General features: G+C 60.3%; 31 protein-coding genes. 15 read left to right on the top strand and 16 right to left on the bottom strand.

The annotated features are described in order from the left end of the window. Nucleotides 1–116 precede the first annotated feature (116 nt). A complete protein-coding gene (locus L2Y96_RS12065; protein WP_247325896.1) occupies nt 117–761 on the bottom strand; it encodes a hypothetical protein in 645 nt (214 codons plus the stop codon). 362 nt (nt 762–1,123) lie between these two features. Between L2Y96_RS12065 and L2Y96_RS12070 the strand changes: the two genes are divergently transcribed. The 3 genes from L2Y96_RS12070 (at nt 1,124) to L2Y96_RS12080 (ending at nt 3,469) form a co-directional block, all read left to right on the top strand. Beyond that, nucleotides 1,124–2,113 carry a VOC family protein gene (locus L2Y96_RS12070; RefSeq protein ID WP_247325899.1) on the top strand — a complete coding sequence of 330 codons (990 nt, stop codon included), beginning with the start codon at nt 1,124–1,126 and terminating at the stop codon, nt 2,111–2,113. Between the two features lie 14 nt (nt 2,114–2,127). Next, nucleotides 2,128–2,463, top strand: a complete 336-nt coding sequence (locus L2Y96_RS12075; RefSeq protein ID WP_247325902.1) for a putative quinol monooxygenase — start codon at nt 2,128–2,130, stop codon at nt 2,461–2,463. A gap of 112 nt (nt 2,464–2,575) precedes the next feature. Continuing rightward, on the top strand, nt 2,576–3,469 hold the full coding sequence (locus tag L2Y96_RS12080) for a helix-turn-helix domain-containing protein (protein ID WP_247325905.1): 894 nt from the start codon (nt 2,576–2,578) through the stop codon (nt 3,467–3,469). An 11-nt stretch (nt 3,470–3,480) separates the two neighbouring features. On the opposite strand, the gene L2Y96_RS12085 is transcribed toward L2Y96_RS12080, so the two are convergent. From L2Y96_RS12085 to L2Y96_RS12095, 3 genes are all read right to left on the bottom strand, one after another. Continuing rightward, nucleotides 3,481–4,074, bottom strand: coding sequence for a 2OG-Fe(II) oxygenase (locus L2Y96_RS12085; protein WP_247325907.1), 594 nt, complete (start codon nt 4,072–4,074; stop codon nt 3,481–3,483). A gap of 220 nt (nt 4,075–4,294) precedes the next feature. After that, nucleotides 4,295–4,528: an Imm32 family immunity protein gene (locus L2Y96_RS12090; RefSeq protein ID WP_247325909.1), complete on the bottom strand. Its 234-nt coding sequence runs from the start codon at nt 4,526–4,528 to the stop codon at nt 4,295–4,297. A gap of 40 nt (nt 4,529–4,568) precedes the next feature. Continuing rightward, nucleotides 4,569–4,970 (bottom strand): hypothetical protein, encoded by a 402-nt coding sequence (locus L2Y96_RS12095; protein ID WP_247325911.1) that lies wholly within the window; start codon nt 4,968–4,970, stop codon nt 4,569–4,571. A 69-nt stretch (nt 4,971–5,039) separates the two neighbouring features. Here L2Y96_RS12095 and L2Y96_RS12100 point away from each other — a divergent pair, with 69 nt between their 5' ends. Both L2Y96_RS12100 and L2Y96_RS12105 read left to right on the top strand, forming a co-directional pair. Beyond that, nucleotides 5,040–5,417 carry a hypothetical protein gene (locus L2Y96_RS12100; RefSeq protein WP_247325913.1) on the top strand — a complete coding sequence of 126 codons (378 nt, stop codon included), beginning with the start codon at nt 5,040–5,042 and terminating at the stop codon, nt 5,415–5,417. A 100-nt stretch (nt 5,418–5,517) separates the two neighbouring features. Next, the gene (locus L2Y96_RS12105) at nt 5,518–6,237 is read left to right on the top strand and encodes a hypothetical protein (protein WP_247325915.1); all 720 of its coding nucleotides are present in this window, start codon (nt 5,518–5,520) and stop codon (nt 6,235–6,237) included. Here the strand turns inward: L2Y96_RS12105 and L2Y96_RS12110 are convergent. From L2Y96_RS12110 to L2Y96_RS12145, 8 genes are all read right to left on the bottom strand, one after another. Next, nucleotides 6,209–7,543, bottom strand: a complete 1,335-nt coding sequence (locus L2Y96_RS12110) for a glycoside hydrolase family 2 (RefSeq protein WP_247325917.1) — start codon at nt 7,541–7,543, stop codon at nt 6,209–6,211. The genes L2Y96_RS12105 and L2Y96_RS12110 overlap by 29 nt on opposite strands. Before the next feature lie 86 nt (nt 7,544–7,629). Continuing rightward, complete coding sequence (locus L2Y96_RS12115) at nt 7,630–8,619, bottom strand: GlxA family transcriptional regulator (RefSeq protein ID WP_247325918.1); 990 nt, start codon at nt 8,617–8,619, stop codon at nt 7,630–7,632. A 65-nt stretch (nt 8,620–8,684) separates the two neighbouring features. Further along, on the bottom strand, nt 8,685–9,824 hold the full coding sequence (locus L2Y96_RS12120; RefSeq protein ID WP_247325920.1) for a DJ-1/PfpI family protein: 1,140 nt from the start codon (nt 9,822–9,824) through the stop codon (nt 8,685–8,687). A gap of 1,068 nt (nt 9,825–10,892) precedes the next feature. Beyond that, the gene (locus L2Y96_RS12125; protein ID WP_247325922.1) at nt 10,893–11,708 is read right to left on the bottom strand and encodes a zinc metalloprotease; all 816 of its coding nucleotides are present in this window, start codon (nt 11,706–11,708) and stop codon (nt 10,893–10,895) included. A gap of 69 nt (nt 11,709–11,777) precedes the next feature. Beyond that, entirely contained in the window at nt 11,778–12,026 is a 249-nt protein-coding gene (locus L2Y96_RS12130; RefSeq protein ID WP_247325925.1) for a hypothetical protein, read from the bottom strand. 108 nt (nt 12,027–12,134) lie between these two features. Continuing rightward, nucleotides 12,135–12,566, bottom strand: a complete 432-nt coding sequence (locus L2Y96_RS12135; RefSeq protein ID WP_247325927.1) for a DoxX family protein — start codon at nt 12,564–12,566, stop codon at nt 12,135–12,137. 108 nt (nt 12,567–12,674) lie between these two features. Further along, nucleotides 12,675–13,022: a zinc ribbon domain-containing protein YjdM gene (locus L2Y96_RS12140; RefSeq protein ID WP_247325929.1), complete on the bottom strand. Its 348-nt coding sequence runs from the start codon at nt 13,020–13,022 to the stop codon at nt 12,675–12,677. Between the two features lie 116 nt (nt 13,023–13,138). After that, complete coding sequence (locus L2Y96_RS12145) at nt 13,139–13,564, bottom strand: DUF4288 domain-containing protein (RefSeq protein ID WP_247325931.1); 426 nt, start codon at nt 13,562–13,564, stop codon at nt 13,139–13,141. A gap of 130 nt (nt 13,565–13,694) precedes the next feature. Here L2Y96_RS12145 and L2Y96_RS12150 point away from each other — a divergent pair, with 130 nt between their 5' ends. The 6 genes from L2Y96_RS12150 (at nt 13,695) to L2Y96_RS12175 (ending at nt 16,770) form a co-directional block, all read left to right on the top strand. Next, nucleotides 13,695–14,021, top strand: a complete 327-nt coding sequence (locus L2Y96_RS12150; RefSeq protein WP_247325932.1) for a hypothetical protein — start codon at nt 13,695–13,697, stop codon at nt 14,019–14,021. A 113-nt stretch (nt 14,022–14,134) separates the two neighbouring features. After that, the gene (locus L2Y96_RS12155) at nt 14,135–14,641 is read left to right on the top strand and encodes a DUF6496 domain-containing protein (protein WP_247325934.1); all 507 of its coding nucleotides are present in this window, start codon (nt 14,135–14,137) and stop codon (nt 14,639–14,641) included. Nucleotides 14,642–15,069: 428 nt separating this feature from the next. Then, a complete protein-coding gene (locus L2Y96_RS12160) occupies nt 15,070–15,399 on the top strand; it encodes a hypothetical protein (RefSeq protein WP_247325935.1) in 330 nt (109 codons plus the stop codon). 182 nt (nt 15,400–15,581) lie between these two features. Beyond that, a complete protein-coding gene (locus tag L2Y96_RS12165) occupies nt 15,582–15,845 on the top strand; it encodes a hypothetical protein (protein ID WP_247325937.1) in 264 nt (87 codons plus the stop codon). Nucleotides 15,846–15,935: 90 nt separating this feature from the next. After that, nucleotides 15,936–16,268: a hypothetical protein gene (locus L2Y96_RS12170; protein ID WP_247325938.1), complete on the top strand. Its 333-nt coding sequence runs from the start codon at nt 15,936–15,938 to the stop codon at nt 16,266–16,268. A gap of 157 nt (nt 16,269–16,425) precedes the next feature. Further along, the gene (locus tag L2Y96_RS12175) at nt 16,426–16,770 is read left to right on the top strand and encodes a hypothetical protein (RefSeq protein ID WP_247325940.1); all 345 of its coding nucleotides are present in this window, start codon (nt 16,426–16,428) and stop codon (nt 16,768–16,770) included. Between the two features lie 524 nt (nt 16,771–17,294). On the opposite strand, the gene L2Y96_RS12180 is transcribed toward L2Y96_RS12175, so the two are convergent. Together L2Y96_RS12180 and L2Y96_RS12185 are read right to left on the bottom strand one after the other, a co-directional pair. Next, the gene (locus L2Y96_RS12180; protein WP_247325943.1) at nt 17,295–17,669 is read right to left on the bottom strand and encodes a hypothetical protein; all 375 of its coding nucleotides are present in this window, start codon (nt 17,667–17,669) and stop codon (nt 17,295–17,297) included. Nucleotides 17,670–17,846: 177 nt separating this feature from the next. Then, complete coding sequence (locus tag L2Y96_RS12185; RefSeq protein ID WP_247325946.1) at nt 17,847–18,098, bottom strand: hypothetical protein; 252 nt, start codon at nt 18,096–18,098, stop codon at nt 17,847–17,849. 591 nt (nt 18,099–18,689) lie between these two features. Between L2Y96_RS12185 and L2Y96_RS12190 the strand changes: the two genes are divergently transcribed. Then, nucleotides 18,690–19,388, top strand: a complete 699-nt coding sequence (locus tag L2Y96_RS12190; protein ID WP_247325948.1) for a hypothetical protein — start codon at nt 18,690–18,692, stop codon at nt 19,386–19,388. 119 nt (nt 19,389–19,507) lie between these two features. On the opposite strand, the gene L2Y96_RS12195 is transcribed toward L2Y96_RS12190, so the two are convergent. Further along, nucleotides 19,508–19,897, bottom strand: coding sequence for a hypothetical protein (locus L2Y96_RS12195; protein WP_247325950.1), 390 nt, complete (start codon nt 19,895–19,897; stop codon nt 19,508–19,510). A gap of 589 nt (nt 19,898–20,486) precedes the next feature. Between L2Y96_RS12195 and L2Y96_RS12200 the strand changes: the two genes are divergently transcribed. Genes L2Y96_RS12200 through L2Y96_RS12210 form a run of 3 tightly spaced genes read left to right on the top strand, consistent with a single transcriptional unit; the run spans nt 20,487 to nt 22,162 of the window. Then, on the top strand, nt 20,487–21,158 hold the full coding sequence (locus L2Y96_RS12200) for a hypothetical protein (RefSeq protein ID WP_247325952.1): 672 nt from the start codon (nt 20,487–20,489) through the stop codon (nt 21,156–21,158). 28 nt (nt 21,159–21,186) lie between these two features. Then, entirely contained in the window at nt 21,187–21,753 is a 567-nt protein-coding gene (locus L2Y96_RS12205; RefSeq protein WP_247325954.1) for a hypothetical protein, read from the top strand. Nucleotides 21,754–21,766: 13 nt separating this feature from the next. Further along, nucleotides 21,767–22,162 (top strand): lysozyme inhibitor LprI family protein, encoded by a 396-nt coding sequence (locus L2Y96_RS12210; protein WP_247325956.1) that lies wholly within the window; start codon nt 21,767–21,769, stop codon nt 22,160–22,162. Between the two features lie 100 nt (nt 22,163–22,262). Here the strand turns inward: L2Y96_RS12210 and L2Y96_RS12215 are convergent, their stop codons facing one another. Further along, nucleotides 22,263–22,682, bottom strand: a complete 420-nt coding sequence (locus L2Y96_RS12215) for a hypothetical protein (protein WP_247325958.1) — start codon at nt 22,680–22,682, stop codon at nt 22,263–22,265. Nucleotides 22,683–22,710 lie beyond the last annotated feature (28 nt).

The following is a 22,710-nucleotide window of genomic DNA, read 5'->3' on the forward strand; positions in this document are numbered from 1 at the left end:
GGGATATCGCGGACGGGGGTGAAGACCCGAAATCAGGGGTATGGCGGGACGCACGTCCAGGCTAGACGCGTGGACCAAGACGCCGCGAACGGCATCAGGCCTGGACCGATCAGACGTTACCAGCGTTCGCGTAAGCTCGCCACGAGCTCCCGGAATCGCTCAAGACCGATATGTTTCCGGGCCACGAGATTATCTTCGTGCTCCTTCGCGAGCATATCGAACGCCCCCTTGTCGCGCAGAAGATACGCCATGATGGTCGACCGACTCGCCCGCTTATCATGCAGCGGCGACAAGAGCCAGTGAATGGGCTCATTGCCACCCAGCGCAACCATCGCTTCACGGATGTCAGCGTACCTTTCGAAGAACGGCAGCCCCGTGGCGACTACGGCCATCGTGAACTCCTCGACGGCAAGATCAACATCCTCGGCACATCCAATCGGCCACGAAATCGACTTACCTTGCACCAGATTTCCGTATCCGACACCCAGCGTGACGATCTTCCTTCGCTCTGTACCACTAAGCGAGGGAAGCACATCGTTCGTCAACTCCTCAACCGCGTCGATACGTAGCCCGAAATCGAGCATCACTTCAAAATCAACGCCGGGATGGCGGACAAGCGCATAGTGCGCCACGCCAGTACCCGACTTCATGCGAATACGAAAGGCTTGATCCCCTTTCGTCCCCTTGAATCCCAGGGGAGCCAGTTGGGTATTGACCTGCGCAAAGAAGGAGTCGGCCAGTACAGTCAACGTGGTAGTCAATACGGATGCTCCCCTGCTCGAATGACCTGGGTGGTGTTCCTTCGGTCCGCGCCGCGACCTGCTTTCTCGGGATATTACATCCCTTGCCCTCAAGATCGATCGCTGGGCGCGCCTCCGCAGCCTTACCAGCGGCTGGCACACCCCGGCTGGAGTCGATCCCGGGCCTTGCGCGCGTGGATGTATAGGTCGGGTCTGCGACTCGCGTGGCGGCTTGGAACGATTCGTGCGAAATACTCCGGCGGACTAAACCAAGGTGTGATGCGGTAACCGCAGGAAGAGAACGAAACAGCAGGAACGTTCATTTGAGGGCCTTAGGTATTCGGCAACAATTTTGCCAAACCCCTTCCGATCAGAGTCCCACCATGAAATCCTCCCTGCTGTCGGTCGCTATCGCGACCGCACTCCTCTCGTTCGCCCCGATGGCAGCTTTCGCAGCGGCTGGGGACGCGCCGGTCGCGCCGGCCGTCCAGGTCCGTGGCGTGGACCATGTCGGTATCAACGTCCCCGACGTCGACGCCGCGAGCGCATTTTTCCACGACATGTTCGGGTTTGTGCCGGTCACCGAGATGCGCGACATCCCGGTCGACGCAGCCTTCAAGAAGACCTTCCACATGCACGCCGATGCCAAGGTCAAAAGCATCCGCATGCTCCGCGCCGGCGACGGTGCGAACATTGAGCTCTTCCAGTACGAGTCGCCCAGCGCCGTCAAGGAACAGCCGTTCTACGACGACATCGGCGCATCGCATATCGCGCTTTATACCGACAACATCGACGCCGCGGTGGCTTCGCTCCGCGCCAAAGGCGTCACGGTGCTCACCGACCCCATCAAGATGACCCAGGGACCGGCCGCCGGTAACGCCTGGGTGTACTTCCTCACGCCGTGGGGCGCCAAGATGGAGCTCGTGAGCTACCCCAACGGCCAGGCTGGTGAAGCCGCCGCGGGCGTGTACCTGTGGAAAGCACCGGTGAAGGCAACCACCGCACCGCTCGACCGCGCCGTCGTCGACAACCTCGTCAAGCACTACGTCGCGATGCTCAACGATCCGAGTGCGGAGAGTCGCGCTAGCGCGATCGATACGTACTACACGAACGACACCGTCTTCAACGACCCGGAAGGCCTGATCAACGGCAAGGCGGAACTCAACGCGCTCGTCGGCAAGCTCCAGGCCGCGAACAAGGGATTTACCTTCCGCCAGACCGGCGCCGTCGTCGTGCAGAACGGCAGCGTGCGGGTGCCCTGGACGTTCGGTCCCGCCGCACAGCCGAAGAAAATCACCGGCGAGGACATCCTGACCCTCGTTGACGGCAGGATCGCCACGACCACCGTCTTTCTTAACCGCATCGCGCACTGAGGATGGAAACGGCCATGATCCCTACCCCAAGCTCCGCGCTCTATCTCCACTACGTCGTCAAGGAAGGCAAGGTCAATGAACTGCTCGGCCACCTGCGAACCATCCTCGATGAGTGCGCGAAGGAAGACGACTTCATCACGGCGATCCTCCACCAGACGCCGGAACGCCCTCTCGAGCTGACGCTCTACGAACTGTGGCGTGGCACCAGGGAGACATTCGCCCAGACCCAGGGCACGCGCGCCTATCGAAAGGTTTACATGGAAGCGAGCCGGCCGCTTGTAGACAGCGTGCAGGTCAGCTGGGATACGCCCATCCACGTCTGGGGCCAGTTCGGTCCACTCGGCGGCTGACTGCGATCCGTCAATACCCCTCGAAGGGGATGCGTATCCTTGCCAATGCAATAACCTGTGACACACGGGCCTTATTGCCCTCCAAGCCGCATTGACGCCTGGAGCCCCCTTCGTGGAATCCGCTGCAAACAACCGGGTAGAACGCTTTGCGCCGCTACCCGAGAACGTCGTATCGCTGGAGATGCGACAGCATCACTGGCACGGGGCACGCTTTGATGTCCATGAACAACGCAGTGTCGGCCGCGTTTCGTATCACCTGTGCTACGAGAACGAAACGCGGCTTTCTGCCCTGCTGGAGGAAGTCGGAACCGGGCGCGCGGAGCCACGCCTCAGCGCTGACAAACCCTGCACTGTCGAATACCAGCCCCGGCATATGACGCTTGTTCCGGCCGGGATGGATTTGTGGGGGCACTCCGACGATATCCATTACATGAAAGACGCCACCATCGCTTTCGATCTCGACGCACTCGAACAGCGATTCGAAGGGATTTTTAAACGAAGCGCATTCCTGGAGCCACGGATACGCATGGCTGATGAGCGCATTGCTTCCATCCTGCAGCTGCTGAGCGATGCAGTGGGTAGCGATGATCCTTCCGTACAGCTCTATGGTGATGGCCTCATCGCAAGCCTGGTCGCTAGCCTGATGAGCCCGCATCGCCCCGTCGCAACACCCAAGGGCGCGCTAGCCCAGTGGCAGGTGCGGCGGATCACTTCGCACCTCCATGACCGACTCCCGGAACGGGTGGATCTTGCGGAGCTGGCGTCGCTTGCGGGTCTCTCGCCAGCCCATTTCAGCCGGGCATTCAAGCTTTCTACCGGGCTCGCGCCGTATCAATGGCAGCTGGATATGCGAGTGCGCCGCGCGCAGGAGCTCCTGGAAACAAGCAAGCAGACCCTTGATGAGGTCGCAGACGCATGCGGGTTCGCTGATGGTTCGCACTTTGCGCGAACGTTTAAGCGTTTCTCGGGATGCACGCCTTCTGAGTGGCGGCGCCGGCGGTTGTAACTCCCTCTCGATCAGGGTGCGTCGTGGAAAATGATGCCTAGCGTGTGCCGGCGGCCTCGGTGAAGGCGGCTCACGCCGTGCCTCATCTTCACCTGGTAGTCGCCTCGGGTGCCACGCATCGGGCGCACGTCGACGGCGAAAATGACAGCATCCCCCTTCCTTAGCGGTACAACGATCGGCCGGGTCTGCATGCGCGGACGCTGCTCGGTCATCACGAACTCGCCGCCATCGAAGTCCTCGCCAGGCTCGGAGAGCAGCACCGCGACCTGCAGAGGGAAGACGTGCTCGCCGTAGAGGTCCTGATGCAGGCAGTTGTAGTCGCCTTGGGAATACTGCAGGAGCAACGGCGTGGGTCGCTCCTGGCCTGCTTCATGGCATCGCTTAAGGAAAGCGTCGTGGTCGGATGGGAACCTGACCGTGCGACCCAGGCGTTCGTGCCAGGCGTTCGCGATGGGCACGAGCCTGGGATAAATCGACGTTCGCAGCGACTGAACCAACGATGGCAGCGGGTAGCTGAAGTAGCGGTATTCGCCCTTGCCGAAGCCGTGGCGCGCCATGACGACATGGCTCCTGAAGCCCTTGCCGCTCGCGTAGAGCGCTGCCATGTTGTCGCATTCGGTAGCATTCAGTAGACCAGGCAGGAGCGCCCAACCCTGCGCATCCAGGGACGCTGCCACCTCGGGCCAAGCAAAGGACTCCAGTCGATCGGTGTTGCGCGAGCCGCTCACGTTGTCACCCCTCACCTTTTGGAAAGGCAACATTCGCACGGCATCAGGCTGCGAACACTCCGAATCTTGCTATGAACCCAGTCGGCTCTGGCAGTTCTCAGCCAGGGAGAATCTTGGGATCGGCAACGATGACCTCGTGATCCCCATCGATAGCCCCAGGGCTGTCCGAGTAGTGATCGTGGTCTCGTCCGGTGCCGGACTCTTGTTTATCGGCCTGCGAGAGAAAGAAATGCGCGAGCGAGCGAAGCTGTTCCGGACCCGCGACGAAGGTGACCTCGTCCATGAACAACAACGTGTCAGGTACACCTGCCGATCGGCCAAAGACTTTCATAGTACGAGATCCATCCTTGTTTATTTGTAGATGTCTTAGTTCAATGCGCGCTGTGGTCGCATGCCCCGATGCGTTCTTCGCTTGCCAGCCAGTTCAACAGATCCTGGACAGTTACCAACGGAGGCGGCGTATTGGGTGTCCGCCTCCTAATCAGCACCTCTAGTGCGTCCTGAGCTTCGCCCAACTCCCAGCTGTCTACTTTGAAGATCGAGGCAAGAGTATCGCTCGGCCGCAGCTGACCGGGTCGAATATGGAGCTCTCCGGCAACGACCCTAAAAACATGTTCAAATAGCGCCAGGGGAACATCGGCCTGGGTCGTCGCATGCAAGCGTGGAAGATCAATATCCTCTCTTCCCGCGACCAGGCTTTTGCGGGGCCCTCTAGCGAGTGCGAATACCGACCCGAGAACAACAACGGCAAGGATGGCAGCGAGGGCATTCATGGACATAGTTTGCCTCAAGTACAGGCCACAGCACGTTAGCGGAACTACGGAAGGCATCAGGAGCTTGCCTTGACCAAGCTCGATCGGATCATCGACATTTTCTTCGCCACGCTTTCCGGCGGACTTCTGCTTGTCCTTGTACCCATCGCCATCGCGGGCATGAGCTATACCGCCGCCCCCCCCCCCTTGATAGGGATAGCACTAGGAGCGCTCGTGTGGGGGCATCTTAGAGGGTTCAATTGGGCCGCCAAGGCGACCGTAATGCTCCTAGTCCTGGGGAATATATTCGCCATTTTTGACTTTTTCCCTCCCTTTGGGGACGAAGTTCACCCGGGCCTTTCGCTCGGTGAACGGCTTCTCGGACTGTCGTTCGTAACCGCTGCCTGTGTGTCACTCATCGTCGTGCTTTACTTCCGCCAACGGTCCAGGGGCGCGGAGCCACGATGAACGTCAAACTTGCTACCCTTTCGTTCGCCCTGGCGCTGTCCATTCAGACCGCCAACGCGACCGACGAGGGTAGGACGAAGACGAGACGGAGGGCGAGACTGTGACGTCGAAAAGCCGCGGCGAGGCTGCGCTGACCATCGCTGAACGCGAGGCGTTCGAGGCATTGATAAGTTTCACCGTCAAGATGCGCGACCTGGGCTGGCCTTCCCTGCCGGGGCTACTGGGCGGTATGCAGCCCATCGACGGCTTTCCATCGGACCCAGGGGTTTGGGAAGATTGGCATCAGGTCATCATGTCGTTAGCTCAGGGCGTCGCCCGGCCCGGGGAACGCCGTCTATCGAGCGAGGCTGCCTACAAGGCCGTCTTTCTATTCCTCGGACGGCAGTTCCAGAAGCGAGGCATTGAAAGCCTCACGGAGGTGGTCGCGCGCCTTGAAGCCACCCCGCCAGATAGTCTCGCCCGTGAAGTCACGGAGGATTGGAACGATATTCTTCGACAGACACATCCGATGAATGACATTCCGAACCTACACGATGCGACGCTCATTTCCGTTCACGTCGACTGGGCGCAGAAAGGCGCTTGCATCCGAGTCCGGCACGGATGGCCGCCTACATTCAGTGACTTGACCTTGTCCGGCCTTCAGCGGATTTCATTGACGGCCTTGGACGAATGGGGGCCAAGCCTTCACATCCTCAGCGTCAGAACCGAACCGAATGACAAGTCCTGCCGGATTATCATCGAGATGCAAAGCGGCGACACGATCGACGCCACCGCTAAGTCCATCGAGTTTTTTAACGCACCTGAAGTGATGGACCCTTGATGCTCGATTGCTGAGACCGGACCATCAGTAGACCGAAAATAACCACGATGGCACCGGCATAAGCGTATTGGCCTCGGGCCACACCGACGCCAAACGGAAACCAGATACCAGGAATACCGAGCGCGTTCACTTCGGTGGCGAAGATGCCTACACCGATCAACACGGCAGCAAGGGCGGCGACGTAACCGACCCAGGTCCGTGTGCGCCCTACGCCAAGCGCGACGACCCAGATGTAGAACAATGCGAACGCCAGGCGAATCACGGTAATCGCACTATCGGCAACCGACGCGACGCCAGGCGCCACGCTCGCCCACGGACGTCCCAGCCACGCCAATATCACGTACGCCACCGTACACGCCACGACCGCAGGCAAAACCCAACGCTGGCGCGCGACATCGAACCAGTCGCGCCATGCCAGCACCCATGCGGCAAGCACGAGTGGCCTGAGCAATACGGTCACCAGGAAATCATAGGCGTGCAGGCTAAGCCACGGCGTCCAGTAGAACAGCACCTGGTTGATCCGCAGAGCCGCCAACAACAGAAGCGCCACAGCGAGCCAGCGGCCGCGCTCGCCACCACCCGGCACCCGTAGCGCCATGACCATGATCGCGAGAATGGTGAAAGCCAACGGTTCGACGGCGTCCGCGACATAGCCCACGAACGTCTTCAGCCACTGCACCTGATGGAGCTGCGCGATCGCATCGACCGTGCCAAGGGTTGGTGCGACATGGATGCCACCATTCTCCGGGCCCGCATCAAGCGGATCCATCCAGACGCGGAATGCGAGGTGGTACATGCGAGGCTCGCCAGGAGCGCCCGCGGGCAGCATGAACACGGTGGGACGTACGCCATACACCTTCGGAATAGGACCGCTAAAGTCGCCCGAAGTCCCCAACCGCACGCCATCAACGTAAAGCTCGTACGTCGAATCCACGAGCGTGGGTGCGGCCAGCGCAACAGGTTGACCACCGTCGACCGTCACAGACAGCCGGTACCACGCAAAGCCTGTGTAGTCGCGATGCCCCCGCTGACCCCAACCGACCACGTAGCCCGGCAGCCCGACATCGCCATCGTGAGCGTCGGGAGCCGCCGTCAGGTCCACGCTTTCCCACGAAGCATCATCAAAGGCCGGCGCCGCCCAGCGCTGGTCGTCGCCGATGTGGAATCGCCATGGGCCCGTTAACGGCACTGCCGATGTCCCGAGCGCGACGTGTTGCGCGGGCTGCTCCGCCGATGCAGCCCATGAAGGGAGCCCGAACAGGAGGGTCAACAGGCACAAGACAGGCAGGGTCGCAAACCAGCGCATGGACTCTCCAGGAGGCCGTCACGTGTGGCATGAAGCTTAGCGCCTCGAGCGGCGCGTGACGCGCGCTGCAGCTCGAACGCCTCCCGCTAGCCCGTGAAGCCCACAAGGTCGACCTTAGCGCCCGACGGCCGGCCTTGATCGTCCAATGAACCCCGAAAGTGCTCCCGATAGTCATCCGGAAGCACATGCATCGTGCGCATAAATGCACGACGCAGGGCTTGCTCATCTCCGAAGCCAGAGAGCACTGCAACGCGCTTCAGGGGCAACCCCGTCTCTTCCAACGCTCGCCGCGCCCCGTCGAGGCGCATGCCTTCCACTGCCTTCGCGGGCGTCATGCCCATGCGTTGCCGGTAGACGCGAGCGAACGTACGTGGGGCCATGCATACGCGCCCAGCGAGCTGTTCGACGCGGAGATCCGCATCGAGGTTGGCGGCCATCCAGGCATGTAGGTCACCGAACACATCGCCGCCCGTGGCCTGGGCGGCTAACGGCGAGCTGTACTGGGATTGGCCGCCTGACCGTTTCACAAAAACGACAAGCTGCCTGGCCACCTCAATGGCGACACGGTGGCCGTGGTCTTCTTCAATGAGCGCGAGAGTCAGGTCGATGCCGGACGTCACACCGGCCGACGTCCAGACCTGCCCATCCCGAACAAAGATGCTTTCCGCATCCACGTTCACCGCCGGATAGCCCGTAGCCAGACGCTTCGCCCATTGCCAATGGGTCGCCGCGCGGCGACCGTCGAGCTGGCCGGCCGCTGCAAGAAGGAAGGCCCCTGTGCAGATAGAACAGACTCGACGGCATTGGGCAGCCCGCGCCGCCACCCACTCCGAGACGGCCGGCGACACCTCGTAGGTGTCGTCCCGGCAGCCACCCGGGGCCACCAGGGTATCGATCGCAACCCCATCAAGCGACGACAGGGGTTCGCTCATGACCTGCAAGCCGGCACTCGTGGTGACCAGGCCGCCGGATTCCGAGGCGACTACCATGACGTAAGGCGTCGCCCGGCTACCTGACTGGAGACGATTGGCCGTGTGGAAGGCCTGCATCGGGCCAGTCAGATCAAGCACATTCATGTGCTCGTGCGCCAGGAGGACAACGCGCCGCAAGGAGGGAATGGATGCCACGTTAGCCTGCTCGGTCAGCGAGAGCGTTTCCAGGGAAACTCGAAGACCAGCGCAACGCCATCGGCCGTTGCCTGACCATACCGCTGCATGATGCCATCAAGCGCTCCGTCGAGCGCGGTGGCGGTCCGTTCTGTAGGGGGAACCACCGGCCTGCCCGCTATGCGTTGAGGAGGCGAGTCCGGCCATAGGGTGAGGCCATGACGCGTGACCACGGGACGCCCATCCGCAGTCGTCACGAAGGCGCGGCTGCGACCAGTCGATGAGTAAGCGTCGACGGTCAGCGCCAGGCTCACCTCGTCGATGCCGCCCGCAACTGCAATGACAATGAGGTCTTGCGTGTGCCACCACCGGTTCGTGTAGGCGACCTTGGCGAGAGGCCAGGCCGTGCCTGAGAGGTGAGGCTCAAACGCACTTGTATCGTGCACGGGCGACCAGTCATCCACGCCGAGGTCACGGGCAATGCGAGTAGACGCGGCACGCCCGTGGATCGCCTCAATCAAGGCGATCGACACCGGAACCGCCGCACTGACCCCGCTGGTGGAAATCCACGACCCATCGGCGAGGTAGCGCCGATCCCGCACCCAGCGTACCGATGGATACGACTTGATCCTGGCTGACTCTGTCGACCAGTGCGCAGTGGCAAATCGTCCCGCAAACAGCCCGGTCTGCGCGACGATCAACCCGCCATTGCAGATGCTCACCGTGGTCGCACCTTTGCCTACCTGCGACTTCAACCAGTCGATCAGGGCCTGCGAGGACGCCTGCGCGGGCACGACGACATAGTCGGCTCCCTCCGGCACCTGCTCGTCGAAGCCGTGCAACGTGCTCTGCCCCTGAATGCGCGGCCCCGGCTGGCCCATATCCGTAAACGTGGACAACGCGTCGTCGCCGGTGGTCACCACCTTGACGTCCAGCCCTTCGTCTCGGGACAGAATGCCGAAGGGCACGAGCAGGTCACTTAGCTCGGCGCCTTGGTTGTTAGCAACAATGGCGACTACGGGGCGGCTATGTCCCAGCCGACTTTCGTACTTCGGAAGAGATCCGGGCTCGGCCCCGGAGGACACGACCCGCTTAGCGGGCGCGCAGGCACAGAGGGCTGCCGTGGCAAGAACGAGCAGTTGCGCCAACAACCGGCCTATACGGGAATGTTCCATCGTGAAGCGCCACCAGAGATGAGCGCTGATTCTTGTCGGGCATTACGCCGCACGCCACGCCAGATGGGCATCATTTCCTGCCAGCCGATCGGGGCGGCTTCCAGATCGCGAAGGCACCACTAGCACGGCGCGGTCAGTGCCCCACCTGGGCCGTAGCGCCGCCTGGCTGACCCACAGGGCCATTGGGACAGGGATTTCCTGGGAGCTTGCTATAGGTGGCGTTGCGTTGCGTGCGTGTGGACGTGAACGTCAAATTGCCCTGACCATCAGGCTTGAGGATGAACCCGATGGGCCCCTTTCCGGGAAGCATTAGCCGGGTAAACATTTCCCCATCAAACACATGCACCCTCCCACGGACATCCACGCGGCAGCCGATGCCCTGCATGATGTATGTTCCATCCGCTTCGATGCCAAAGGTATCGGGCGGCATCGGATCCTCGTTTCGCGATACCTTCCAGTAGCCGACCATCCAGGGTTCGATGCCCGGGTGTGGCGAGGTGGTTCGCGCATGCGAAGCAACATGCACGGATGCAAGGAGCGTGATCAGCACTAGGCCCGAGCGATGAACAAATCGCCATCTCATATCGTCAATCCTCTGTGACACGCGCTTAGCACTTCACAACACTCGGCCTAACTCCCACTGCCAACTCGATGGCGTCAAGCAGTTGGCTAGCGACCGTCTCAGGCAGACTCATCGTATGGCCTGTGATAGCACCGTTTCTTCGAACATACACCCGCCGCGATGTTGACGGCGCCCCACGCCGGGGGAGTCGAATGTGCAATGTCACGTCCGCGCCTTCACCCAAGGTAAGCACCCTGCTCTTCCCGATAGGAAAGGAGAATGCCAAGTCCTGGAGAACCAGGTCGCCACGCACGACCTTGATGGACTGCCGACGAATCCAGACCCACAGAACGACGACCGCCAAGCCCCCGCACAGAAGCAGTGCATGACGCCACCCTGCGATAACTAAGAAGCATCCGAGCCCAACGCAAACGAACGTCTGAAGCAGACGCCTCTCGTACGCACAGATCCATTGGGTATTCACATCCATCGCCACTCCTCTCCCGTTACTTGGGAGCCCGAGCGGTCGAAGTGCCCGACCCGATTGATTCGTGGCCACCGAACCTTACCCCTGGCCCAAGGACTCCCACGAAGACAAGGAGGACGACCAGAGCCCCGACAAGCCACGCTGTAGCGCGGCCAATGGTCGCCCCGATGGGCAGCCCATCGTCTTGCACCATGGCAGCAATGGCCGGTAAGCCTGCCATGCAGACAAAACCGCCGCTCACGCCAGATAGCAGCACGAGGCTGGGAATGGGGTTCAATGCAGCCCCGAGGACGAACAAGACGCTACCGGCGAGATAGGCCGGCCAAAGCAAAGACGGCAGGCTGCCCGCGCTGATCCCGGAGGCCCGCAGTCGTTGCGCCAACGCGGCCGCGGCGACCCGCAGGCTAGCGTAATAGCCCAGAGCTCCTACCATGCCCATCCCGATGCGCCAGGCGACGTGCGGCTCAAGCCCACGCGTCGCGGCGGCGAGATCGCCGAAATCCAGCACACCGGAATACACGCCATAGCCAAACCCGTTCAGCAGGTTCACGACGCCAAACAGCCAGACGAAGAAGGCGCCAGGCCCAAAACCGGCACCACGACGAAACCAAATCATCGTGACGACACCCAAGACGACGTTGAGTGCCGGGCCGGCTAATGCAATCCAGGGGTTCGTCGCATCCGTGCTTAAGGCGACCGTCGATATAGAAAGAATGCTCACGCCGGAGGAAAGCAACGCGGCAACCCCGTGCCCGAGCGCCTCGTGCGCGACATCGACCGCGGCGAAGGCCACGATGCCGATAGCCGCAGCGACCACCCACTCCTTGTGCCCCATGGCCATCCTTTTCCTCCCCTTGGTTGTGGGGGATTCTAACCAGAGGATGGAGGTGTTGCGCGTTGCCCGCTAGATCGGCAACGGCTGCTGCGGGATCCACGAGGCGAGGACCATCGGGGCCTTCTCATTCCCCGGGATCACCGGCACCCGTACGGTCTGCAGGACCGCCCTCGCGGCGCCCTGCCGGCGCACGACGATGGTGAGGTGATTGCCGGTCCGGTTCCATCGGACCAGGTTGGTGGGGTCAACCGTATCCAGACAGGCGCCGTCCTCGTAGAGGGCCAGGCCGAACTGCTCGTGTGCTTCCACTACGTCCATGCCCATCCCCCAGGTCATAGCCTCACGGCACGGGCGATGATCTCAACGACGGGAGCGCCTGTCTGTCAGGCAAGGCTTACACCGATTCGGACACGCCACCCGCGGCGTTTACCGCCGGCGTCCGTCGATGCTGATCCGGCCCGCACCGAATGCAGCCACATAGAGCATGCCGCCGCAAATCGAGACGTTCTTTAGGAAATGGATCAGCTGGTTCTGGTCGGCGAAGTTGTGGTGGAACGCCAGTGCCGTGCCCAGTGAGAAAACGGCAAGAATCAGCCCGACCGGCCGAGTCAGGAAGCCAACGAGCAAGAGCGTGCCGCATCCGAGCTCAACGGCAAGGGCGATGGCATACCCCACCTCCGGCAGCGGCAGGCCGACCGACTTGATGTAGGCGATCGTCATGGCCGGGGCGGCGAGCTTGCCGATGCCGGAGAAGAGGAAAAGCACGCTAAGCAAGACGCGGCCGAGTGCCGTGGTCCACTGCTGTGCCGGGGTGATTGCCGCTGGGCCGCTGGATGGGGAAAAAATGCGCGCACTCATAAAAGGTCCTGTGGTTGGAGATCGGGCCTTACTAGCCCGGACCGTTTATCCCACAGGTGAAGCGCCCGTTGATTGGAGTATCCACGCGGCGCCTTTCAACCCTCTGGCTCAGCCCTTCTTTAGGAAGCACACCTTGAGCACGAGACCCTTGATCTTCTCCGAGTTCCCCTCGATGTGCTCCGCATCGCCCTCTACCAGGCGGATATTGCGGATGACCGTGCCTTGCTTGAGCGGGATGGAAGAGCCTTTGACCTTCAGGTCCTTGATTACCACGACGGTATCGCCGTTGTTGAGCACGTTGCCATGAACGTCGCGCACCGGAGCCTCACCCTCTTCGGTATTGGAAGCGTGTTCGGGCCATTCGTGGGCGCAATCGGGGCAGATATACATGCCACCATCGCTGTACGTATTTTCCATGCCGCACATGGGGCAAGCTGGAATGCTGGGCGCGTTCATGGGTAGATCCCTTAAAAATAAAGCAGGTATGACACTATTGCCGCGAAAAATGCGCTGCGAAGAAATATCGAGAAGCGAGGCGTCGTTAACTATCGGCGCGATTATACGTCGTCCGCTTACCGCTTGGCGGCACGCCGCCGCGACGAAGAAACAGGAGGCGTCCGGTACGGCCGTTCAAGGCAGATCGCGGACAAGTCGCGCTTCTTCGGCACCAGGGTGGATTTGCGCTGCATCGGGTCTTTCATCCGCCGAATGTCGTACCAGACCTCGTCGTCTTCGACCTCCGATCCCAGGCTCATCAGGTCCGTAACCCCGACAAACTCGATGAATACCTTCGCACCCTCGTCGTTCTTGAACGCGGATTCACCCTCCTTTCCCCGCTGCATGGCCGCCTTGTAGGCGAGCTCTGCAGTCTCGGTTTCGATGAGCAGAATGCGCTCTTCAACAATCCGGAAGCCACCCGGCTTATCGTCTTCGGACCGGAACTGGAAAAGCAGCTTCGCCGCATAGCGTCCGTCAGGCGTTAGCGAAGTAAGGGGCATTTTATGAAGTCTCCTCATAGCTAATCGATTTCGATGCGTCGGCAGACCGAGGAGCCCCTACGGCCATCGCCTCGCTCCCACTTGGTATCCTAGGGTGCCACTGACGACTCATCACCTCAAAGGAACTGATATGCAGGTTATCGATCACGAGCCGTCCGCCTGGTTCCTTTTCAGCGAGGACGATCAGCTGTTTCTCGATGTGTCATGCAATAACGGCCCCGTTGGTTATAGCGTGCTCATCCCCCTCGACGCGAATGAACACGCGAAGTTTCAGGCTGGCGGACACGAGTACGTCGATCAGCTTGCGAACAGGATTCGGGAGTCCGCTCCGCTGGTTCGGGGCAGCATGTCCGTCTACAGCGAACGAGACGTGAGTCGCTTGCGCGGGGAACACGTTCTGACTGCTGTCAGCGAGTGGCGGAAGACAAGGGCAGCCCCTGCCCCGGACCAAGGCTAACGGGGTCAATACGAGGTCGCCATTCTCGCCCCTGACACGCTCGCATCACGTCCAAGGTGGCTAGCTCTCTCAGCAATACGAGGCTCTCACTCCAAAAGCAGGAGATCCGCGCCATGCCTGAGAAGAAAACCCTCGCCAAGGCCGCCAAAGATAAGCGCGAAGGCAAATCCGCATCGACGCAAGCCGGTGAGTTTGTCCATGAGGAGATAGAGCACATTCGCGAAGGCAAGCACGGAGCTCGCTCAGCCAAGCAAGCGATTGCCATCGGCCTGTCGAAAGCCCGACGGGCTGGCATAAAGGCCACGCCGTCGAAGACAACCAGCAAGGCGACAAAGAAGAAAGCGGCTCAGGATACCGCTGCCGCGAAGAAGCGCTCTTCGGGCACGGTGGCGAAGAAGTCCGCGACGAGAAAACGGGCGACCACAAAGGCGCTCAAACGCGAAGGCACGGCCGCTGCGTCAAAACGTGCGCTGTCTTCCCAAGCTACGAAGAGCGCAGCCAAGCGCACCACGGCCAGCAAGTCGGCGGCTGCCAAAAAGGCGGCAAGAACGAAGGGCCCGGCCGTTCGAAAAGCTGCGGCGAAGAAGGCTGCCCGGACTCGAGCTAGAAAGGCTTCCTGACTCCAGTAGCCATCGGGACACCTTACCGCTCGGCGGCGGAGGGCCTATCCGGCGTCCCGCAGCCGCCGCCGTAGGAAAGCCAGCGTCAGACCTTCCGTCTTCCGCGAGTGTAGCCATTTAGCGCGGCATGTACGAGACGTCCCTGCGCGACCCCTCTGTCGCATCAGGATAATCGAGGCGGTTTCGCTCGGCTCGGCGTATACCCGTTTGCGACCTCGTCCGCAGCCAGAGGGTTTTCCGAACCACTACACTTCCGACTGGCGTCAGGGGGCGCCGTCCCTATCGCCATGGAGGCGCGTCCATGCTTCACGAGGTGCGAAGCAACACACTGTCCATCTATGCCAATGCGAATTTGAACCAGGACAAGAGGACGTTACGCTCGCCGACATCATCCGCGCGGCCTCGCCGGCATGGTGGAGAAAACATCAATGACCAATGACGCATCCAGTGTTAACGGTTCCATTGTCTTCAAGCTCAAGCCCTACTACTCCTACTCCGACGAGAAGCACTTCTTTGCGTGGCTTGAATCCATAGAGGGTGTCATCGACGTCAAAGGCACTGCCAGGGGATTGCACGTCTCGTTTGACGCGCCCTTGCTGTCGCGTGCCGGGGCCTACGATCTCATCGCACTGTTCTCGCGGTACGGGTGTCCGCTCGCGCCGATACGGCCATTCATCAGTCCCGTCGACTCAGAGTATTTTGAGAGCCCGGATAGCTACTGGTTCGAAGAACTTTACGGCAACGACCCGGCGACTTAGTTAGCGCCCGGGGTCAAGCGACACTGACGCAAGACGACGACCATTCGAGAGATGCCGCTACTTCGCAACGCAATCCATAAAATAGGTACGTCACAATGATTCACACGAGTAGACTGGCCCTGCCGTTCATCGCTCTTATGGCATTGGCAGGCTGCGCGGATAGATTGCAGTCGTGTAGGGGCATGGCGACGGCCGAAGGCGTTGAGGGTGCCGCCCCAGCCATCGCAGCGTTCAAAGACCATCTCAAGACATATTCATCCGGGTCGGATCTGGACGTCTTTTTCGGAGATTTCCGCCACTACGACCTCGCCATCACTACATCGGACTCGACGTTCGAGTATGAGTTCATCCCCCGGAGTGAGGGGAAGGGATACAAAGGCGGTGGTGCTCGCTATGTGGTGAGCCGCGATACCGGTCACATCGTTCGGACCGAGTACATGAAATGATTTTCCGTCGAATAACCTAAACGCCAGCCACAATGTGGCCGCTTTGTAACTCGGACGAAGATCTTACGAATCGAACTGACGTTTAAAAAAATGCCTATCGACAGCTTCATCGTATTCAAGGAAAAGCGATATTTCTCGTACTACGACGAGAAGTACTTTTACGCTTGGCTCGAGTCCATCGAGGGTGTTGAGAAAGTTGTAGGCATTGATGCAGGCAACCTCCGGGTTGAGCTCTCCGCCCCCTTCCTCAGTCGAACCGGCGCATTCGACCTCATCGCCCTGTTTACCCGATATGGCCATCCATTGGCGCCCCTGCGTGACCATATTGCACCGGAGGACATCGACTATTTCCAGCGACCTGAGGCCCGATGGTACGAAGCGCTCTTCGGGCACGCGAATCCCGCCGATTCCGCCGATTCTTGAAATACCCAAGAAATGCTCATGCACCAGCAAGACGACGAGCAATACCTGAACTACCTATCGCAACTCCATGGCAACCTCGAGGTGTTGAGCGCCAACGCCCTGGAACAGTGCGATTGGAAACCCCTTCGCCTGAATGACCACGCCGGACTTGACGACCATGACCTCCACGAACGAAATCCTTCAAGAAGCGCTCGTCGGGCGACAGCTCTCAGCTGTGACGTTCGTCATGGACTATTTCCAGCTCGACTTCGATGGCAACCGCCTCACCGTTTACGGGCCGCCAGTGATCTCATTGGAGCAGGAAATCCAAGGAGGTTTTCGTGATCGACTGTGCGCCTTTATCGCCCACGACGTTACGTCTGTGCGTGAAGTTGAGAACGTGGCCTTGTACATCTTGTTCGAAGGATTTGGCCAGCTTTCAGTTCTCCTGGATGAAGAGTCGCGTGTTACGGTCGAGGCCGCAGAGCTTCATAGCGCAGGAAGGACGATTCTCATATGGTAGTAAGTACGGGCGTCGGCCCGACCCCTGCTCAAGACGAATTGAACAAGAGGTGTTGAAAGCGCCGGACGTATCAAAAGATATCCTTGTTGCACTAAACCACGGCGGTACGCGCGAAAAGGCACTCGAGCAGCTGCGTGCCATCGTTGATGAGGGCCTCTATCGAGTCTTTTGCATCTCTCCGAGTTACGGCGCCACAGTTTTTGCTCTCGTCAAAGGAGTGACGATAGTCGAGGGCGCAGTAATGCTCGAGTAACGGTCCAGCGCTTCCAGCGAAGATGATCCCGTCTTTCCGATCCCGATCTGGCAACGCAAGGTCTTTTCACGAAATTAAAAAGGTCAAAAAAACCGCCTTTCGGCAGTCTTTTTAAAAACTTTGACTTTTGCAGCGTGACTCCCGAGGGAATCGTCGTCGGCTCCGGCGCTGCACCAGCTTACCGACCGCGACCGACTATAAGGAGTTGAGGGCAAGCGTCAACCTACCTTCGCGTGCAGCCCCGGGGGCAAGAATGCCACGCAACCTATCCCTATGCGGCCTTAGAACGAAGGCAGAGACCGAAGTCCCCGGCCTCGTCGTCAATCACATCCTCAATCCAGAACTCGACTCCCGGAAATTCAGATGCCACCTTGGCTGACCAGGCGCTACGGACAATGGACAAAATCGCCTGCGCCGCAGGGTCATCCGATTCCCAATCGTCACCACAGACCTCAGTGATGAACCGCTCCAGGAATACCGTGTTCATGAACGCCTGAGCGACGTCAACGGAAGGATTGCGGCCGATCCGTTCGCGGAGAGACGTCTCTGACGTTGACCCGTCCTTGAAGAAGACCAGCCCATCGATCATCACCACCGGGGGAAAAATGTGGTCTAACCAGTACGCGAGTTGATGCAAGATCATCATGGGTCGTCCTTGTACTACTTCGGTTTAGGGCTGCCATGCGAAACGTGCGACGTTCAATACGCCAAGGCAGGCTCTTCTGTTCAGCGGGAACCCCTGTACTGCAATGGACGAGATCGACGCCGCATTGTACGAAGGCACCAGAAAGCCGGATCAGTCCGCCACTAGGCGGACGATGGCCTAGCCCACCTGAACCACGCCGCGCATTGCCTCCCAGCTCATCTGCGCCCTAGCCTCCCCCAACTGCCTTGTCCCATGCAAGGTCATCGCCGCGATGGCTTCCAGGGAAAGAGCCAGGTGCTTGCAGTCGACCTTGTCGGCTTCGTGGATCAGGTCCGCTAGCGTGGCGGTGACGCCGCGGGCGTATTGCAGCCACAGGGTGGCGTCGTTCAACAGGTCGTGGGTGGTTTGCTGTTCGTTGGGTGTCGTCATGTCGCTCGTCCTTCTGCCATGCGTCCGCGCTTTGACGTGGCACGACAGGCACACACCTGCCATGCCACGGACCATAGGATCGCGGGTTCACCGGATACCCGTGTCCGGGTGCCGGATGGCTTGATTGATGAAGTGAGTGCGGTGATGACCGTCCATGAGGTGCACCAGGCGTCACGCCTGCCTCATTCGATCAAGAATTACCTCAAAGATGGGACTCGCCGCGGTTCTTCAACCGTGCCTACAGGTTAGGCAGGCGGTCCGTTGACCGGTGAGGTGTCGCCGGGGGGATTCGGCGGGCGAGCGAGTGCCGTATGATCTGGGGTAGCCATAATCAACCTCGATAGAGTTGGTTTTGGTTAGCGGGTCAGGGGTGTTGGTAGCACCTCTGGCTCGCGACTTTCACCGCGTGGAGCGGTGGTCACCAGCGCAGGGCAGATGGTGTGTGCGCTGGTGACGTGGGGAACGTAGCAGATTGCGTGTGGGTTGTGTTCACGCATGCGGCACGTAGCTTAGGTGCTCGTTGCCATGGCTAGGCAGAATGCAGACTGTTCGATCTAGACCGCCTCAGGTGCGACGGTTGATAGGTGCTCGATGCATTTTGACTTGACCGGCCTTTTTCAGAATGCCCTGAACAACGAACACGTGCTTACCACGAACAAAGGGGACAACCACATGAAGACCGCAAGGACCATTGCCTTGGTAGCGATCAGCATGGCGGCCGCGTTAGGAATGCCGGCGGCCGCTGTCGCACAGACTGCGACCACTACAACGGACTCCGCCGATGTCTACAAGGCATTCCTGCATCACTGGAGGGGCAAGAACCGCCAGCCCATCAACGTGGCACGTGTTGCTGAGCCGATGCACCCCGAGGGCGAAGATGGCGGTTGCGAGGGCCATCCCGATATCGAAGCCCTCATCAAGAGCCCCGCTGAACGCATCGACGATCTCAGCCAGGTGCTCGGGCCAGACCCGTCCATTCACTATGTCGATCGGTCGACCTGGCACCCTACTGACCCGCAGCACATGATCGATCAGGGAAAGAAGGTCGACGCGGCCGTGAATGCAGGCATGTCAGCGGCCTTACTCACCTTCTCGGCGATCGCCTTCAACGAGCACCGCGACGTGGCAGTCTTCAGATATGGCTTCGTTTGCGGCCGTCTGTGCGGTAGCGGTGCTATCACGGTCATGCGCAAGAATGGCAGCATATGGGAATCCGATCCCCGGCAGTGCGCCCAGTGGATATCCGAGACGATGCCGCTTGATCGTCAGCTGCGCATTGCCCGCAGGTAGGCCGAGGCCGAAAAGCCGGAAATGCATCATGCGCGGGAAATCAGAAGCCCGCGGGGGTTTAATCGGCCGACGCCACGCCACACTCGCGCCGCGTGGATGTCAGGCGTTGGTCGTGCCGCCTACTTGTTAAGAGAGAAGTAACCGACGAGGGCCTTCCCATCGGGCATCGTCTGCGACTGCGCCACGGCGATCACCTGGCTATTGGACAGGCGCCAGAAAGACGAGGCCACGGGCTCTTCCGCACTAACCTCCTTCGCAATTTCCTTAGCGTGGTAGGTGTCGGAAAGGCGATTGTTGAGCTCGGCGTGCAGCACGATCCATTGCGGCCCGATTTTCGGTACGTACCCGACGAACACGAATACCCGCTGCCCCGTCACCTGATATCCCCTGGCTTTCGCTTGCGCAGTGACTCCCCGGACGAAAGCGGTTTGCTCTTGAGGGTAGGTGTCGGCCCCTATTGGCGTCCTCGGGCTGTAAGCGATGCTGACGGGCAGTTGGTCGAGAGACATGTGCGTGTCCGTGGCGAGGGACGAGCAAGCCGCGCCCCCAAACATCAGTGTGACCGTAGCGAGGGCGATAGAGCGTGCAAACGTCTTCATGTCATCGCATCATCACTGGGCCGGTCGGACCGTAAAGGTCCTGATCCGTGAGATCGCTCACTGCGCACTCCCTGGCTTAGACTGACCATCCGGACCTTACCCACCCTCAGACGCACAGGCAACCATGGACGCCAAACCGATGATACGCGCCGCCTTCGCCCTCATCAGCTTGGTTTCGACCTCACTTCTGGCATGTGCCATATCAGCTCACGAGACAACCCCGTCGCCCGCGCTCGCTCACACCTCGACAGCCGCTGCACGCTCCCACGTTGATCACGACCAAACCATTACCGCTGCCGCCCACGACCAGGCGCTGCTGCCCGGCGCTCGCGATGGCGCTCAATGCGTTCTATCCCTGCTTGCCTAAGGTGGCAAAGACACACCCAGTGACATCGCAGGGCTAACAGAAGGTCATGGCTGACAAGGGGAACCCCCAGGGTCCATTCGGGAGCTTCAAATACACAACTTGCTATACGGATCCCACGGAGAAGGAATTCAAATGCTGCGCACGACTGTCAGGATCGCTAGCCTTTCCGCAACACTTCTATTGGCGTGTGCCGCGCTGGCGAGCGAGCCGACCGGCCCTCAGGCCACCAGCGCTCGCACCGCTCCCACACGCCCTTCCGCTGTTGAGGGCCATGCCAACGCCGTTGCCACTTCACCGGCACTTCTGCCTGATGCGCGCGACGCCGGAGGACGCGTCCTGGCCTTCCTATCCGACGTGTCGTCGACGGCCGCCTTCACGCCAGCTGGGATCGGCCGAGCCATGGACGTTACGCTGAACCCAGACCCCAACAACGATCGCGGCTGGGCCGCCTACCACAGCCCTGATATCGGCTACGGCTGGACCTATTGGGTCCAGTTCGCTGAAGGCGAGGCCACGATGAAGCCGGGGTTCCGCTTTTGGTTTGCTCATGACGACCGTGCAGCCAACGCAGCCCCTGTGTGCGCCCTTCCCTTGGACCAAGTGCGAAGGACGCTCGCGGCTCACGGCTGGTCCGAGCGGCAGCTCCCCTCGGAACTCGCGGGCATCCGGGCCATCGAATTCACCCGAGGCGATGTGGTGCTGACGCTGACGCCACGGGATGGTGCAGACGTGAACGGCACGGCCTGTGTTCTGTCGCTGCAAACTAACGATGGTCGTCCCGCAGCTCCTCAGCGCTCGTCGTAGGCCATCCTTAGGAAAAGGATCCATAGATATGCGGAACAAAACCAAGGTGGGCCTGCTATTCGTCATTGCCATCTCCATTGGCGCGGCTGTGCACGGCATATTCAGGCCTCACACCGTAAAGGGCGCGTTTCCCGTGACAGTCCCTTTCGCCCTCGATGCTGTGGGGAACAGTGTCACTATCCCGTTCGACATCGATAGCGGCAATGTGGATGCTAAACGGCACGTCATGATCGGCATAGATGTACCCGGTTCGGCAGACTTTCCGGCGGTCGAGGACGTCCGAGTCAACACCCGGCTGCTTCGGGTCCGTGTCTGTTACGACGACCATGGAACTCATGTGCCTATCGAGACCGAGGACACCGAGACGATCATCGCCAGGAACACTGGGAAGGCACGCCCCCGTACGGACTCGACGGTGTGTCGTCTTCATCTCTATGCGAGTGTCGATGATCAAGCGAACCTCTCGGCCTGTGGCTTCTACGCCAAGCGCGATGGGCATTACGTTGCGGAGGTTTCGACCATCGAGCCGATGCCCGCATTCAAGGGCGTCGCGACTACCGCACGCGTAGACGACTATTACAACACCGGGGAATAATGGAGAGGTGTACATGAACCACTGGATTGCCGGCACTGGACTGTTCTTCATAGCCATTGCTGCCGCACACGGGCAAGAAGCGTCAGTCGCCGAAAAACCATTGCGGCCGGCCTATTACACCTGCGTCAAAGCCGCCCACGGCGTGACACTGGCGCTCAATGACTGCATCGGCAGTGAGCATAATTTCCAGGACAAGCGGTTGAACTCCGCGTATCAGCACCTGCGCACGAGCCTCAACAGCGACCAGCGCACGGCACTGCGTGACGAAGAGCGGGCCTGGATTGCCCAACGCGACAAGGCCTGCGCGCCAGACGAAGACGGCGGCACCGCCAGCCTGCTGGACGCTAACCAATGCCAGCTCGATCAGACGGCAGCCCGGGCGGCCGTCTTGGAAGGCCGAATCAGGTAAGCGTTGCCAACACCCCACGCGACGAGTGCTTTACGCATCTGCGAGCCACGGACGATCGGTAAGCGACAGGTCGTCTCTGATGGCACTACACCACCCCAAGCTACTTCACGGGATGGATATTCGCCGCGGGCTGTCCGCCAAGGTCGAGACCGGTAAGTCCGCACTCGGAGAAGCTGATGCCGTACGCGTAGTTACTTTTCTTGAATATTCCAGTGACTTTGACAAGCGCCCCACTCTTTACGAGCCTTTCGTCGCCGAGATCTCCGACATTCAGAAGGCTGAGGCAGCCGGAATCGGCCTGCCAAAAATCGCCCTGATAGCCTTTGACAGTGGTGACGTACATCGCCTCTGGACCAATGTCCAAATAGCCCTGAACAGTCACCTCCTTCGCGTCGTAAGCATCCTTCGCTAGATTGACGGAGCGGATATCAACTTCGGTTTCCGCAGCAACAGCCGTCGAACAACTGATCGCAACAACGGCGAGAACGACCTTTTTCATCGCATTCAGAGTGGCTACCACATCACACTCCTGCCGCTACCATTTAACA

Source organism: Luteibacter aegosomaticola, from assembly GCF_023078475.1.
In the GTDB taxonomy this organism is placed as follows: Bacteria; Pseudomonadota; Gammaproteobacteria; order Xanthomonadales; family Rhodanobacteraceae; genus Luteibacter; species Luteibacter aegosomaticola.

Coding starts and splice junctions, on each gene's coding strand:
- L2Y96_RS12070 (WP_247325899.1), top strand. CDS start 1,124: ATGAAATCCTCCCTGCTGTCGGTCGCTATCGCGACCGCACTCCTCTCG.
- L2Y96_RS12185 (WP_247325946.1), bottom strand. CDS start 18,098: ATGACGACACCCAACGAACAGCAAACCACCCACGACCTGTTGAACGAC.
- L2Y96_RS12120 (WP_247325920.1), bottom strand. CDS start 9,824: ATGGAACATTCCCGTATAGGCCGGTTGTTGGCGCAACTGCTCGTTCTT.
- L2Y96_RS12075 (WP_247325902.1), top strand. CDS start 2,128: ATGATCCCTACCCCAAGCTCCGCGCTCTATCTCCACTACGTCGTCAAG.
- L2Y96_RS12095 (WP_247325911.1), bottom strand. CDS start 4,970: ATGAATGCCCTCGCTGCCATCCTTGCCGTTGTTGTTCTCGGGTCGGTA.
- L2Y96_RS12210 (WP_247325956.1), top strand. CDS start 21,767: ATGAACCACTGGATTGCCGGCACTGGACTGTTCTTCATAGCCATTGCT.
- L2Y96_RS12180 (WP_247325943.1), bottom strand. CDS start 17,669: ATGATGATCTTGCATCAACTCGCGTACTGGTTAGACCACATTTTTCCC.
- L2Y96_RS12195 (WP_247325950.1), bottom strand. CDS start 19,897: ATGTCTCTCGACCAACTGCCCGTCAGCATCGCTTACAGCCCGAGGACG.
- L2Y96_RS12170 (WP_247325938.1), top strand. CDS start 15,936: ATGCCTATCGACAGCTTCATCGTATTCAAGGAAAAGCGATATTTCTCG.
- L2Y96_RS12115 (WP_247325918.1), bottom strand. CDS start 8,619: ATGAATGTGCTTGATCTGACTGGCCCGATGCAGGCCTTCCACACGGCC.
- L2Y96_RS12135 (WP_247325927.1), bottom strand. CDS start 12,566: ATGAGTGCGCGCATTTTTTCCCCATCCAGCGGCCCAGCGGCAATCACC.
- L2Y96_RS12205 (WP_247325954.1), top strand. CDS start 21,187: ATGCGGAACAAAACCAAGGTGGGCCTGCTATTCGTCATTGCCATCTCC.
- L2Y96_RS12160 (WP_247325935.1), top strand. CDS start 15,070: ATGACCAATGACGCATCCAGTGTTAACGGTTCCATTGTCTTCAAGCTC.
- L2Y96_RS12190 (WP_247325948.1), top strand. CDS start 18,690: ATGCATTTTGACTTGACCGGCCTTTTTCAGAATGCCCTGAACAACGAA.
- L2Y96_RS12155 (WP_247325934.1), top strand. CDS start 14,135: ATGCCTGAGAAGAAAACCCTCGCCAAGGCCGCCAAAGATAAGCGCGAA.
- L2Y96_RS12175 (WP_247325940.1), top strand. CDS start 16,426: ATGACCTCCACGAACGAAATCCTTCAAGAAGCGCTCGTCGGGCGACAG.
- L2Y96_RS12125 (WP_247325922.1), bottom strand. CDS start 11,708: ATGGGGCACAAGGAGTGGGTGGTCGCTGCGGCTATCGGCATCGTGGCC.
- L2Y96_RS12140 (WP_247325929.1), bottom strand. CDS start 13,022: ATGAACGCGCCCAGCATTCCAGCTTGCCCCATGTGCGGCATGGAAAAT.
- L2Y96_RS12165 (WP_247325937.1), top strand. CDS start 15,582: ATGGCGACGGCCGAAGGCGTTGAGGGTGCCGCCCCAGCCATCGCAGCG.
- L2Y96_RS12200 (WP_247325952.1), top strand. CDS start 20,487: ATGCTGCGCACGACTGTCAGGATCGCTAGCCTTTCCGCAACACTTCTA.
- L2Y96_RS12150 (WP_247325932.1), top strand. CDS start 13,695: ATGCAGGTTATCGATCACGAGCCGTCCGCCTGGTTCCTTTTCAGCGAG.
- L2Y96_RS12130 (WP_247325925.1), bottom strand. CDS start 12,026: ATGGACGTAGTGGAAGCACACGAGCAGTTCGGCCTGGCCCTCTACGAG.
- L2Y96_RS12085 (WP_247325907.1), bottom strand. CDS start 4,074: ATGGCAGCGCTCTACGCGAGCGGCAAGGGCTTCAGGAGCCATGTCGTC.
- L2Y96_RS12145 (WP_247325931.1), bottom strand. CDS start 13,564: ATGCCCCTTACTTCGCTAACGCCTGACGGACGCTATGCGGCGAAGCTG.
- L2Y96_RS12110 (WP_247325917.1), bottom strand. CDS start 7,543: ATGCGCTGGTTTGCGACCCTGCCTGTCTTGTGCCTGTTGACCCTCCTG.
- L2Y96_RS12090 (WP_247325909.1), bottom strand. CDS start 4,528: ATGAAAGTCTTTGGCCGATCGGCAGGTGTACCTGACACGTTGTTGTTC.